This is a genomic window from Blastococcus sp. SYSU DS0541 (genome assembly GCF_054050875.1).
This window is the reverse complement of record NZ_JBJHAD010000007.1, coordinates 11,870-23,746: the sequence shown is the minus strand read 5'-3', so window position 1 is coordinate 23,746 and position 11,877 is coordinate 11,870. Positions and strand designations below refer to the sequence as shown.

Annotated in this window: 10 protein-coding genes; 5 read left to right on the top strand and 5 right to left on the bottom strand. The window is 74.6% G+C overall.

Features of this window, described 5'->3' with window-relative positions:
* Window positions 1-108 precede the first annotated feature (108 nt).
* Complete coding sequence (locus ACI794_RS09620; protein ID WP_456603342.1) at window positions 109-1,584, bottom strand: uracil-xanthine permease family protein; 1,476 nt, start codon at window positions 1,582-1,584, stop codon at window positions 109-111.
* 183 nt (window positions 1,585-1,767) lie between these two features.
* On the opposite strand from ACI794_RS09620, the gene ACI794_RS09615 reads away from it, so the two are divergent.
* Both ACI794_RS09615 and ACI794_RS09610 read left to right on the top strand, forming a co-directional pair.
* Entirely contained in the window at window positions 1,768-3,273 is a 1,506-nt protein-coding gene (locus tag ACI794_RS09615; RefSeq protein WP_456582778.1) for an FdrA family protein, read from the top strand.
* Window positions 3,270-4,688 (top strand): DUF1116 domain-containing protein, encoded by a 1,419-nt coding sequence (locus ACI794_RS09610; protein WP_456603340.1) that lies wholly within the window; start codon window positions 3,270-3,272, stop codon window positions 4,686-4,688. The genes ACI794_RS09615 and ACI794_RS09610 overlap by 4 nt, the downstream gene beginning before the upstream one ends.
* Window positions 4,689-4,800: 112 nt before the next feature.
* On the opposite strand, the gene ACI794_RS09605 is transcribed toward ACI794_RS09610, so the two are convergent.
* Together ACI794_RS09605 and ACI794_RS09600 are read right to left on the bottom strand one after the other, a co-directional pair.
* The gene (locus ACI794_RS09605; protein WP_456616257.1) at window positions 4,801-5,547 is read right to left on the bottom strand and encodes a PilZ domain-containing protein; all 747 of its coding nucleotides are present in this window, start codon (window positions 5,545-5,547) and stop codon (window positions 4,801-4,803) included.
* 142 nt (window positions 5,548-5,689) lie between these two features.
* Window positions 5,690-6,445 (bottom strand): DUF2470 domain-containing protein, encoded by a 756-nt coding sequence (locus ACI794_RS09600; RefSeq protein ID WP_456603338.1) that lies wholly within the window; start codon window positions 6,443-6,445, stop codon window positions 5,690-5,692.
* A gap of 62 nt (window positions 6,446-6,507) precedes the next feature.
* Here ACI794_RS09600 and rpsD point away from each other — a divergent pair, with 62 nt between their 5' ends.
* From rpsD to ACI794_RS09585, 3 genes are all read left to right on the top strand, one after another.
* Window positions 6,508-7,110, top strand: coding sequence for a 30S ribosomal protein S4 (rpsD, locus tag ACI794_RS09595; RefSeq protein WP_456603337.1), 603 nt, complete (start codon window positions 6,508-6,510; stop codon window positions 7,108-7,110).
* 270 nt (window positions 7,111-7,380) lie between these two features.
* Complete coding sequence (locus tag ACI794_RS09590; RefSeq protein WP_456603336.1) at window positions 7,381-9,063, top strand: SpoIIE family protein phosphatase; 1,683 nt, start codon at window positions 7,381-7,383, stop codon at window positions 9,061-9,063.
* A 16-nt stretch (window positions 9,064-9,079) separates the two neighbouring features.
* On the top strand, window positions 9,080-9,625 hold the full coding sequence (locus tag ACI794_RS09585; protein WP_456616256.1) for an RNA 2'-phosphotransferase: 546 nt from the start codon (window positions 9,080-9,082) through the stop codon (window positions 9,623-9,625).
* A 5-nt stretch (window positions 9,626-9,630) separates the two neighbouring features.
* On the opposite strand, the gene ACI794_RS09580 is transcribed toward ACI794_RS09585, so the two are convergent.
* Window positions 9,631-10,605, bottom strand: a complete 975-nt coding sequence (locus tag ACI794_RS09580; RefSeq protein ID WP_456603334.1) for a tripartite tricarboxylate transporter substrate binding protein — start codon at window positions 10,603-10,605, stop codon at window positions 9,631-9,633.
* Window positions 10,606-10,720: 115 nt separating this feature from the next.
* Window positions 10,721-11,794: a PP2C family protein-serine/threonine phosphatase gene (locus ACI794_RS09575; RefSeq protein WP_456603333.1), complete on the bottom strand. Its 1,074-nt coding sequence runs from the start codon at window positions 11,792-11,794 to the stop codon at window positions 10,721-10,723.
* Window positions 11,795-11,877 lie beyond the last annotated feature (83 nt).

Below are 11,877 nucleotides of genomic sequence, written 5' to 3'. Positions count from 1 at the left end.
GCGGACGGTTCCGGGCGGCGGCGCCGGTGGCCGACGCCCGTCCGCAGACGCACGCCGCCCCCGGTGCCGGACGGTGGGTCCGGGCGCCGGGGGCGGCGGGAGAACGGGTCAGCGGTTGCGGCTGTCCGTCCCCGGGGTGTTGCCACCCAGCACGCCGGGGCGGCCCACCTCGTCGACCGACGACGGGTCGGAGCTGACCTCGTCGCCGGCGTCGTGGCCGAAGGTGCTGCCCGCGGCCGGGTGCGCGCCCTCGCGGAGCAGCGCGGCCTTCATGTCGGCCGGCGCCAGCGCCCGCGCGACGTGCCAGGCGACGACCGCGACGATCGACCCGAGGGCGATGCCGGTCAGCGAGAACTCGTCGGAGAAGACCAGGGTCACGTTGCCGATGCCGATGATGATCCCGGCGGCCAGCGGCACCAGGTTGATCGGGTTGGCGAAGTCGACCCGGTTCTCCTTCCAGATCTTGGCGCCGAGCAGGCCGATCATCCCGTAGAGGACGACGGTGATCCCGCCGAGCACCCCACCGGGGACGATGCTGATCAGCGCGCCGAACTTGGGGATCAGCCCCAGCAGGATCGCCACGAGCGCCGCGACGTAGTAGGCCGCCGTCGAGTAGACGCGGGTGGCCGCCATGACGCCGATGTTCTCGGCGTAGGTGGTGGTGGGGGAGCCGCCGACCGAGGTGGCGACGACGGTCGCGATGCCGTCGGCCGCGACCGCGCGGCCCATGTACGGGTCGAGGTCGCGCTTGGTCATCTCCGCGACCGCCTTGACGTGGCCGGCGTTCTCCGCCACCAGGGCGATCACCGCGGGGATGACCAGCAGGCTGAAGTTCAGCGAGAAGGTCGGCCCGGTGAAGTCGGGGAGGCCGAACCAGTCGGCGTCGGCGACCGAGTCGAAGTTGATCCGGTCGCGGGTGGACTCGGCGCCGGTGCCGTCGGGCGAGGTGATCGGGCCGGCCGTGACGTCCAGCAGCACCGAGAGCAGGTAGCCGAAGATCAGGCCCAGCAGGATCGAGATGCGGGCGAGGAAGCCGCGCAGCGCCAGCGAGGCGACGATCACGAACGTCATCGTGGCCAGGGCGACCCACTGGTCCTGCGGCCAGTAGATGCCCGCGGCGACCGGGGCGAGGTTGAAGCCGATCAGCATGACGACGGCGCCGGTGACGGCCGGGGGCAGCACCTTGTTGATCAGCCCGAGCCCGGCGAAGTGGATCAGCACACCGACGAGGGCCAGGACGATGCCGGCGATCAGCAGCGCGCCGACGACGTCGCTCGAGTCACCGCCGTTGGCCCGGATCGCCGCCACACCGCCGACGAAGGCGGCGCTGGTGCCCAGGTAGCTCGGTACCCGGTTCTTCACGATCAGCAGGAAGATGATCGTGGCGACGCCGCTCATCATGATGGCGAGGTTGGGGTCCAGGCCCATGATGATCGGGAAGACGAAGGTCGCCCCGAACATCGCGACGACGTGCTGCGCGCCGATCCCGGCGGTGCGCGGCCAGGAGAGGCGTTCGTCGGGGGCGACGGCCTCTCCCAGTGGGGGCGTCTTACCGTCCCCGTAGAGCTTCCACCCGAACGACATGAGTGCCTCCTCGACGTGCACTTCCGATGTGGTCCGGTGCTGGTCGACGGGGGTGTGCCCGCACCGGGAGGCGCCAATGTGGCACGGCTCCCAGGTGTCGCGGAAGTACCTCAGTGCTAAATCATTGTTGCACTGAGATGCCGATACTTCACCGCTGAGAGATCCATCGGTACGGTTTCGAGGATGAGCCCCTCAACCCCCTCCGGTGGAGACGCCGCGGTCTCGGTGCAGTTGCGATCCGGCGTCTACGCCGACTCGGTGAAGCTCATGCAGGTGAGCCGCCGGATCGGCGCGCGCGAGGGCGTCTCCGCCGTCCTCGTCGCCATGGCCACCCCGCTCAACCTCGAGCTCGCCGCCGGCATGGGCCTGGCCCCCGAGGAGCCGACGAGCCCCGAGCAGCTGCTGGTCGCCGTCCGTGCCGCCGACGACGAGACGCTCGCCGCCGCGCTCGCCGACGTCGACGCCGCGCTGGCCGAGCGCGAGCGCTCCACCGGCAGCGCCGCCGCGGTCCCGCACCGCACCATCGGCGCGGGGCTCGACGAGCTCTCCCCCGAGTCGCCCGCCCTGGCGATCGTCAGCGTGCCCGGGCAGTACGCCGTCGCCGAGGCCGCCGACGCGATCGCCGCCGGGCGCAGCGTGCTGGTCTTCTCCGACGGCGTCCCGGTCGAGCACGAGGTCGCGCTCAAGCGAGCCGCGCACCAGGCCGGCGTGCTGGTGATGGGGCCCGACTGCGGGACGGCGATCGTCTCCGGCGTCGCCCTGGGGTTCGCCAACGTCGTCCGCCCCGGCCCGGTGGGCCTGGTCGCGGCGAGCGGCACCGGTGCGCAGCAGGTGTCCTGCCTGCTGGACATGGCCGGGGTCGGCGTCTCGCACGTGCTCGGCGTGGGCGGGCGCGACCTCAAGGAGGAGGTCGGCGGGCTGGCCACCCTCGACGCGCTCGCCGCCCTCGACGCCGACCCCGCCACCGAGCGGGTGCTGCTGGTCTCCAAGCCGCCCGCGCCCTCGGTCGCCGCCGCGGTGACCGACGCCGCCGGGCAGCTCTCCGTGCCGGTGCGCTCCGCCGTCCTCTCGCCCGAGACCCCCGACCTCACCGCCGCCGTCGAGGCGCTCCTCGCCGACATGGGGCTCGACGTGCCGGTGTGGCCGTCGCGCCCGGGCCCCGCCGAGGCCGCCGTCCCGGGCGCGGCGCTTAAGGGGCTCTACTCCGGCGGCACGCTCGCCGACGAGGCGATGCTGCTGGCCTCCCCGGCGCTGGGTGGCATCCGCTCCAACATCCCGCTGCGGCCCGATCTCGACCTGGGTACGGACCTGTCCGCCACCGGCCACCTGGTCGTCGACTTCGGCGACGACGCCCTCACGGTGGGCCGCGCGCACCCGATGATCGACCCGACGCTGCGGCTGGAGGCGATCGAGGCGCTGGCCGCCTCCGACGAGCCCGCCGTCCTGCTGCTCGACGTCGTCCTCGGGTACGGCGCCGACCCCGACCCCGCCGGCGCGCTCGTGCCCGCGCTCACCGCCGCCCGCGAGCGGCGCGCGCTGCCGGTCGTCGTCGCGCTGATCGGCACCGAGGGCGACCCGCAGGGCTGGTCCCGGCAGGCCGACGCCCTCGCCACCGCGGGAGCCGCGGTCTTCTCCTCCAACGCCGCGGCCACGCGGTACGCCCTCGACCTGCTGGGAGCCACCGCATGAGCCTGCAGAACCTGCTCTCCGGCCCGCCGGCGATCGTCGCCGCCGGCGTCGACGTCTTCTCCGATGCGCTGCGCGCGCAGGGCGCCGACGTCCAGGACGTCGACTGGCGCCCGCCGGGCTTCGGCGACGCGGCCGACCTCGCCGCGCTGGCCCTGGACCCCCGCCGCGCCACCGCGAACCGCACCGCCGTCGAGCGGCTGATGGCCGCGGGCTCGCTGCTGGTGGACGTCCGCCCCGCGCGCGAGGTCATCGGCCTCACCGACCGCACGCTCCTGCACTCCGGCCCGCCACTGGAGTGGGAGAACGCCTCGGGCCCCATGCGCGGCGCGCTGGTCGGGGCCTGCCTGTTCGAGGGCTGGGCCGACGACGTCGAGGAGGCCGAGATCCTCCTCTCCACCGGCGCGGTGACCCTCGAGCCCTGCCACCACCACCGCACCGTCGGGCCGATGGCCGGCGTGACCAGCCCGTCGATGTGGATGTGGTGCCTGGAGGACCCGGTCACCGGCGGCCAGGCGTTCTGCAACCTCAACGAGGGCCTCGGCAAGGTGCTGCGCATGGGTGCCTTCAACGAGGAGGTCCAGATCCGGCTGCGGTGGATGCGCGACGTCCTCGGCCCGGTGCTGTCCAAGGCCGTGCGCGGTTCGATCGACGCCGGCAACGACCCGCTGGACGTCAAGGGCGTGCTCGCCCAGATGCTGCAGATGGGCGACGAGGGGCACAACCGCAACCGCGCCGGCTCGCTGATGGCGCTGCGCGAGCTCTCGCCGTCGATCGTGGCCAGCGGCGCCCCCTCGTCCGACATCGCCGACGTGCTGCGCTTCATCGGCGGCAACGAGCACTTCTTCCTCAACCTCGGCATGCCGACGGCGAAGCTCGCGCTGGACGCGGCCAGGAACATCCCGGGCTCCACGATGCTCACCGTCATGTCGCGCAACGGCACCGAGTTCGGCATCCAGACCTCGGGCACCGGCGACCGCTGGTTCACCGGCCCGGCGAACACCCCGGTCGGCCTGTTCCTCGGCGACTACGGCCCGGACGACGCCAACCCCGACATCGGCGACTCCGCGATCATGGAGACCTACGGCATCGGCGGCTTCGCCATGGCCGCGGCGCCGGCGATCGTCCGGTTCGTCGGCGGCACCGTGCCGGACGCGCTCGCCACCACCGAGCGCATGTACCAGCTGACGCTCGCGGAGAACCCGGCGATGCAGATCCCGATCATGGGCTTCCGCGGCTCGCCCACCGGGATCGATGTGCTGAAGGTCGCCCGCACCGGCTGGCTGCCGCAGATCAACACCGGGATGGCGGGGCGGGTCGCAGGCACCGGCCAGGTGGGCGCCGGGCTGGTGCAGCCTCCGCAGCAGTGCTTCGAGCAGGCGCTGGCGGCGCTGGCCGAGGAGGCCCGCACCGCCTGAGCCCCCCAGCGCGACGAACCCGTGGCCATGGGCAGGGCTGATGACCACGGGTTCGTCGCGCTCGGGGGAGCGTCGGGTCAGGGGCGGCCGGTGCCACCGGACGGGGGCCGGATCAGAGCAGGCCGCGGGCCCGCAGCGACCGCAGCCCGGCGAAGACGTGCCGGCGGACCAGGTCCTGGGTCTTCTCCGGCATGTCGACGAACCGCAGGCTCAGCTCGATGCCGCGATCCTGCCGCGGGATCCGCCGGATCACCTCACCGCGGCAGGGCAGCTGCTCGCCGTCCTCCAGGCAGACGACCAGCGGGAGCACCGCCCCGAGGCGCAGCGGGCTCTCCGGTTCCGCGGGGGGTGCGTCCTCGGCCACCGGCTGCTCGGCCACCGGCTGCTCGGCCACCAGTTGCTCGGCCGCGGGCTGCGACGCGGACGCGCGCGCCGGGTCGGGCGGCGAGAAGAGCGCCCGGATGCCGCCCTCGCTGATGTCCACGGTCAGGCCGTTCAGGACGTCCGGTCCGACCGCCATCTGCACCTGCAGGCTCAGCGGCGCGCGGACCGCGGACCGCCGCTGACCCCGGGTGGACGGGCCGACGGGGCGCAGCCGCCACTGCGCCGGGTGGAGCTCCGCCGCGACCAGTTCGGTGGGGAGGGAGCGGAGCTCCTCGGGTCCGCGCCAGAGCACCTCGACGTGCTCGCCGACGTCCAGGCGGACCCGCCGTCGCGTGCGGTCCTCGCCGATGGACACGACGATCTCGGTGGGGTCCGAGGACTCGACGAGGCTGATCAGCACGTCGCCCCTGCTCGTGGCGAGAAGGTCGACGACGGTGCGCGCCTCCGGGTAGTCCACCCCCGGGTTCTCCAGCATCCCTGGCCCCTCCTCCTACTAGAACGGACGCGTCTTGGATCGCGCGCAGGCTAGTGGGGCGAGCCGGGCATCGGGCTGCATTGGCGGCGAACCCCCGTCCCGGCGTGTCGTCGCGATCAGCGACCGGGAAGGCCGAGCGCGGTCAGGCGGGGCCGCAGGTGAGCAGGTGGTCGACGGCGGCGGCGAACCCCTCGACGTCGTCCAGAGCCTCGGTGAAGGGGACCCGCAGGTCGGAGCAGCCGCTGCGGCCCTGCACCCGGAACCGGACGCCGAACCGGTCCAGCCCGAGCAGCCGCACGTCGTCGCGCCGCCCGGCCCAGTCCTGCACGCGCGCGCAGAGCCGGCCCAGCGGCTCCCGGTGGGCAGACATCAGCTCGGTCTCCGCGCCGCTGACCGCGTCGGGCCGGGCGGCGCGGAAGTCGTCGGGGTCCACAACGGCGCGGGTGCCGGACTCCTCGAGCTCCACCTCGGCGAGGTCCAGCCGCACCAGCGTCGCGCCGAGCCCCACCTCGAACAACGCGTCCGCCGGCGTGGACTCGGCGAAGTCGAGCAGCAGCCGCGGCACCTCCGGCTCGGCCACCGGCGCGAGCCAGCCCGTCAGCTGCACCAGCCCCCGGACGGGGAGGCGCAGGGGGAAGGGGGCGCGGTCGGCGACGGTGAGCCGGGCGGGGGCGTCGCCCAGCGGCGAGCGGCGCAGCGCCGCCATCGCGCCGCCGTCGGTGGGGACGACGAGCAGGACGTCGCCGCCGGCGGTCGTGGTCGCCGCGCGCACCTGGCAGGAGCCGGCCCCCGCCAGGTGCAGCGTGGCGGCCGGGCGGATCGCGACGGTTCGGGCGCGCTCGGCGGCGGGCGGCTGCCGGTCGACGGCCGTGGGCGGGTGGGTCGGGCCGGCCGTCATGGACCACCTCGGGAGCTCGTGGAGGAGTAGTAAGGTGAGCCTAACCAAACCGGAGGTCCCCAGTGAACACCCCCCGTCCCAAGGTCCGGCTCAGCCGCGCGCTGGGCATCCCGCTCACCCCGAAGTGCGTCCCGTACTTCGAGCGCCGCCCCTACCCGCCGGGCGAGCACGGGCGGAAGCGTCGCAAGGACAGCGACTACTCCACCCGCCTCAAGGAGAAGCAGCGGCTCCGGGCGCAGTACGACATCAGCGAGACCCAGCTGCGAGCCGCCTTCGACCGCGCCAAGCGCACCGGCGGCAAGACCGGCGAGGCGCTGATCCAGGACCTCGAGTCGCGCCTGGACGCGACCGTGTTGCGCGCCGGCTTCGCCCGCACCATCTACCAGGCCCGCCAGTTCGTCACCCACCAGCACGTGCTGGTCAACGGCAAGCGCGTCGACCGCCCCTCCTACCGGCTCGACCCGGGCGACTTCGTGCAGATCGCCGAGAAGTCGCGTGCCAAGGACCCGTTCGTCGTCGCCGCCTCCGGGGCGCACGCCGAGGCGCCGACGTACCTCGAGGTGCACCTCGCCGACCTGGTCTGCCGCTACGAGCGGACCCCCACCCGCGAGGAGGTGCCCGTCGTCTGCGAGGAGCAGCTCGTGGTTGAGTACTACTCCCGCTGACCGCTGCGAGACCTGCGCACCGGCCTCGATCGCCCGTTCGGCGGGGCCGGTGCGGCGATCCCGCCCCGGCCGAGGTGGCAACCCGGCGGGGTGGCTTCTGATCGCGCCCAATACGCCGGCTGCGGTCGCGGGTGCGAAGATGCCGGGCAGCACGAGCGAACGGCCGCCGGGACGGCGGCGCGAGGCGTGCCCGGGCGGGCGGGGAGCGGAGCGCTGAACAGGCATCTGGCGGAGTTGATCCCCGGCGGTCCGCGGTCGGAGCTGCAGCGCATGGTCCTCGAGCACGACTGGTCGACCACCCCCCTGGGGCCGCAGGCAGAGTGGTCGTCGACGCTCCGGACCGCACTGAGCAGCGCGCTGAACTCGCGCTTCCCGTTCCTGCTCATGTGGGGCCCGGAGCTCGTCATGATCTACAACGACGCCTACGCCCCGATGCTGGGGGCCCGCCACCCCGCCGCCCTGGGTCGCTCGGCGCGGGAGGTCTGGTCGGACATCTGGAGCGCCCTCGACCCCATGGTCGGGGAGGTGATGGCCGGGCGGGCCACCTACTCCGAGGACCTGCCCCTCGTCATGACGCGCAACGGGTTCGAGGAGGAGACCTACTTCTCCTTCTCGTTCAGCCCGGTGGTGGAGCCGGGCGGCGCGGTGGTCGGCCTGCTCGACACCGTCGTGGAGACCACCCACCGCGTGCTCGCCGCCCGCCGGCTCGGCGTCCTCCAGCGGCTCGGCAGCCTCCCCCGGGCCGCGCACGGGGACACGACCGAGGCGGTGTCCACGGCCCTCGGGGTGCTGGCCGACGCCCGGGCCGACTGCCCGTTCGGGCTGGTCTACCTGTCGGACGGGGGCGACGGTGCCCCGCGGTTCGTCGCCGGCCAGGGCCTCGCCGTCGACGGCGAGCTCGCCACCAGCTCGATTCCCGAGCGGGTGCGCCGGGCCGTGGCGACCGGGGAAGCGCAGACGGTGACCGGGCTCGCCGCGCGGTTGCCCGGACTGTCCAGCGCCGGTGCGAGCCCCGCCGGCCAGGCCGACGTCGACACCGCCGTCGTCCTGCCGCTCACCGCCGCCGGCGCCGAGCGGCCGATCGGCGCCCTGGTCCTGGGTGCCAGCCCGCACCTCCCCCTCGACGACGACTACCGCATCTTCATGACGCTCGCCGCGGGCCAGGTCGCCGCGGCGGTCGGCGATGCCCAGGCGGTCGCGGCCGAGCGCCGGCGGGCCGAGGAACGGGCGCGCTCCGAGCGGGTGCGGGCGCAGTTCTTCACCGACGTCGCCGTCACCCTGCAGCGGGCGGTCCTCGGCCCCACCGTGCTGCCCGAGGGGTTCGCCGTCCACTACGAGCCGGCCACCGGGACCCTCGAGGTGGGCGGCGACTGGTACGACGTGGTGGACCTGCCCGACGGCGGCTACGGCGTGGTGGTGGGTGACGTGGTCGGTCGCGGGTTGCCCGCCGCCGCGGTGATGGGTCAGCTGCGCAGCGCCGGGCGGGCGCTGCTGCTCGAGAGCCGGTCGCCCTCCCACGTGCTCGAGGCGCTGGACCGGTTCGCCGCCATGGTGCCCGGCGCCGCCGTCAGCACCATGTTCTGCGCCGTCATCGACGTCCACGCCGGCACCCTCTGCTACAGCAGCGCGGGGCACCTGCCGGCGGTGCTGGTCCAGGAGGACGGCACCAGCCTGCTGCTGGAGGACGCGCGCGGCCTCCCGCTCGCCGTGGTGGACGGCGCCCGCCCGGAGGTGGAGCGGCCGCTGCCCGCCGGCTCGACGCTCCTGCTCTACACCGACGGCCTGGTGGAGCGGCGGGACGAGGTGCTCGACGAGGGGATCGACCGGGCCGCGGCGGCGCTCGTGGAGGGCCGCCACCTGGGCCCCGCGGAGCTGAAGACCCTGCTCACCGAGCGGCTGCTGGGCGACGCCCCGGACGACGACGTCGCCTTCGTCCTCCTCCGCCGGGGCTGAGGCGGGCGGAGCGGGGGTGGACGTCGTGCGGACGAGCAAGCGGCTGTCGTTCCTGCTGCGCCACCGCCCCGACGCGGCGGGCCTCACCCTGGACGCGGCCGGCTGGGCCGACGTCGACCGGCTGCTCGCGGCGCTGGGGATCTCCCGGGAGGAGCTCGAGCACGTCGTGGCCGCGAACGACAAGCGCAGGTTCGCCTTCGACGACACGGGCACCCGGATCCGGGCGAGCCAGGGGCACAGCGTGCCGGTCGAGCTCGGCTACCTGCCCGAGCCGCCGCCGGAGGAGCTGTTCCACGGCACGGTCGAGCGGTTCCTCCCGGCCATCCTGGTCGAGGGGCTGCGGCCGGGCCGCCGGCACGCGGTGCACCTCTCGGCCGACGTCGCCACCGCCCGGGCCGTCGGCGGACGACGGGGACGCGCGGTGGTGCTCCGGGTGGACGCGGCCGGCATGGCCGCGGACGGGTTCGCCTTCCGCCGTTCCGCCAACGGCGTGTGGCTGGTGGACGACGTCCCCCGGCGGTACCTGACCGTGGTGGGTGGCGGCTCCGACCGAGGAGGGTGACCGGCTCAGTCGCCCAGGACGCCGCGGAACGTCTCCTCGGTCTCGGCGAACAGCTCCTCCAGCCCGGCGCTGCCGATGAACTCCTCGGGGACGTAGCGCTCGTCGAGCGTCTCGACCACGGCCGGCTCCTCCCCGGCGCTGCGCAGCGTGTCCTCCAGGGTCTGCCGCACGTCGTCGGGGAGGCCGGCGGGGGCGATGACCCCGAAGGTGGTCGTGCTCTGGACCAGCTCGGGGTACCCCTCCTCGACGAAGGTGGGGGCGTCCACGTACGGCAGCGGCTCCTCGCTGCCGACGGCGAGGACGCGGAGGTCGCCGGACTCGATCGCCGGCAGCACGTCCTGGGAGAGGTTGAGGAAGCCGGCGGTCACGTTCTCGCCCAGCAGCGCCGTCTGCACCTCGGAGTTGCCGTCGAACGGGACGACCGTCAGCGGCACGTCGTAGAGCTGGGTGATCCGCCGCGTCTCGGCGGCGTGCGTGTTCGTGGCGCCGGGGGTGCCGACGGTGACCGAGTCGGGATCCGACTGCGCGGCCCCGAACAGCGAGGCCAGGTCCTGGTGCGGCGAGTCGGCCGGCACCACGATGCCCGACGGCACGCGCGTGACGACGCCGATCGGGGTGAAGTCCTCACGGGTGTAGCCGACGTCGTTGGTCAGGTAGTTGAGGACCGCCGTCGGCAGCGCCGTCATGGACAGGGTGTGGCCGTCGGCCTCGGACTGGATCAGCTGCTGGTACGCGGTGGCGCCCGACGCCCCGGGGAGGTTCTCCACGACGACGGTCTCGCCGAGCTCCTCCTCCATGTGCGCCGCCAGGGCCCGCGCCGCGATGTCGGTCGGCCCGCCGGCGGTGTAGGGGACCAGCAGGCGGATGCTCTCCGTGGGGAAGCCGGCCGCCTCCCCTCCTCCCGGTCCGGGGTCGTCGCCGCCGCACGCGGTCAGCAGGGCGGCGGTGAGCAGGGCGGCGGGCACGCGGGCAGATCGCATGATGGCTCCTGACGTGGGGATGCCGGCATCGCCGTCCCCGGCGGGTGACCGTCCGTGTCCGGCGGTGGCACCCATCGTCCGGCATGGTGGCCGCCGCGGCACCCGCGCCCGCCGGTCAGGCGGGGAGGCGGACCGCCAGCAGCGCGATGTCGTCGTCGCCGCGGCTGCCCAGGGCGCTGAGCAGCCCGTCGCACATGCGGTCCAGCGGCTCCCGGCCGAGCTCCCGCAGCGTCCGCACCAGCCAGGTCGTGCCGTCGTCGAGGGTCATGCCGCGGCGCTCGACCAGCCCGTCGGTGTAGAGCAGCAGCGTGTCGCCCCGGTGCAGCAGCAGGTCGTGGTCGGTGCGCGCCGGGCCGTCGCCCGGGCCGGCGCCGAGCAGCCGGTCGGGCATCCGCTCCAGCACCTCGACGCGGCCGTCGGCCCGCACGACCACCGGCGGGGGGTGACCCGCGTTGGACCACTGCAGCGGCACCGAGCCCGCGGGGACGCCCTCCGGGTCGATCGTGGCGACGGCGACGGTGACCAGCGTGTCCAGGCCCAGGCCCGCCAGGACGTCGTCCAGCACGGTCAGGGCGGCCGCGGGGGAGCCGTGCCCCACGCGGGCCAGGGCCCGGAGCATGCCGCGCGTCTGCGCCATGGTGGCCGCGGCGGGCGCATCGTGGCCGGCGACGTCGCCGATGACCAGCATCGTCCGCCCGTCGGCCAGCGGGAAGGCGTCGTACCAGTCCCCGCCCACCTGCGCGTCCCGGGCACCGGGGAGGTAGCGCGCGGCCGTCTCCAGCCCCGGCACGCTCGGGATCTCGCCCAGCAGCGCCCGCTGCAGCGTCTCCCCGGTCCGGACGGCGGCCCGCGTCGCGGCGGCCTCCGCGCCGAGCCGGGCGACGTGGGCCTCCCGGCGCAGCCGCAGCTCGCAGGTGACCACGGCGAGAGCGCCGCCGAGGGCGACGGCGACCAGGCGGATCGTCTGCGCCACCGCCGTCTCGGCGGTGTACTGCTGGCTGTAGAGGCCCAGCAGGGTGGCGACGACGAACGCGGCCGCCGCGTAGAGCACCGTGGCCCGGCGGCCGAGGAAGGTGGCCGAGGCGAGCGGGGCGATGACGCTGAGCCCCAGGACCACCTGCCCACGGCCGCTGACGACCTCCGCGATCACGACGAGCAGCAGCACCAGGGCCGGGAGCGCGGCGTTCACGCGACGTGACCGCTTCACCGCATCCCCCTCGTGCTCGCCCAGCGACGCGGCGCGTCCGGTGGACAACCTAGACGGAGGACGTC

Excerpts from the sequence above, each read along its gene's own strand:
- ACI794_RS09600 (WP_456603338.1), bottom strand. The coding sequence starts at position 6,445 with ATGACGGCCGGCCCGACCCACCCGCCCACGGCCGTCGACCGGCAGCCG.
- ACI794_RS09580 (WP_456603334.1), bottom strand. The coding sequence starts at position 10,605 with ATGCGATCTGCCCGCGTGCCCGCCGCCCTGCTCACCGCCGCCCTGCTG.
- ACI794_RS09590 (WP_456603336.1), top strand. The coding sequence starts at position 7,381 with ATGGTCCTCGAGCACGACTGGTCGACCACCCCCCTGGGGCCGCAGGCA.
- ACI794_RS09615 (WP_456582778.1), top strand. The coding sequence starts at position 1,768 with ATGAGCCCCTCAACCCCCTCCGGTGGAGACGCCGCGGTCTCGGTGCAG.
- ACI794_RS09610 (WP_456603340.1), top strand. The coding sequence starts at position 3,270 with ATGAGCCTGCAGAACCTGCTCTCCGGCCCGCCGGCGATCGTCGCCGCC.
- ACI794_RS09620 (WP_456603342.1), bottom strand. The coding sequence starts at position 1,584 with ATGTCGTTCGGGTGGAAGCTCTACGGGGACGGTAAGACGCCCCCACTG.
- ACI794_RS09605 (WP_456616257.1), bottom strand. The coding sequence starts at position 5,547 with ATGCTGGAGAACCCGGGGGTGGACTACCCGGAGGCGCGCACCGTCGTC.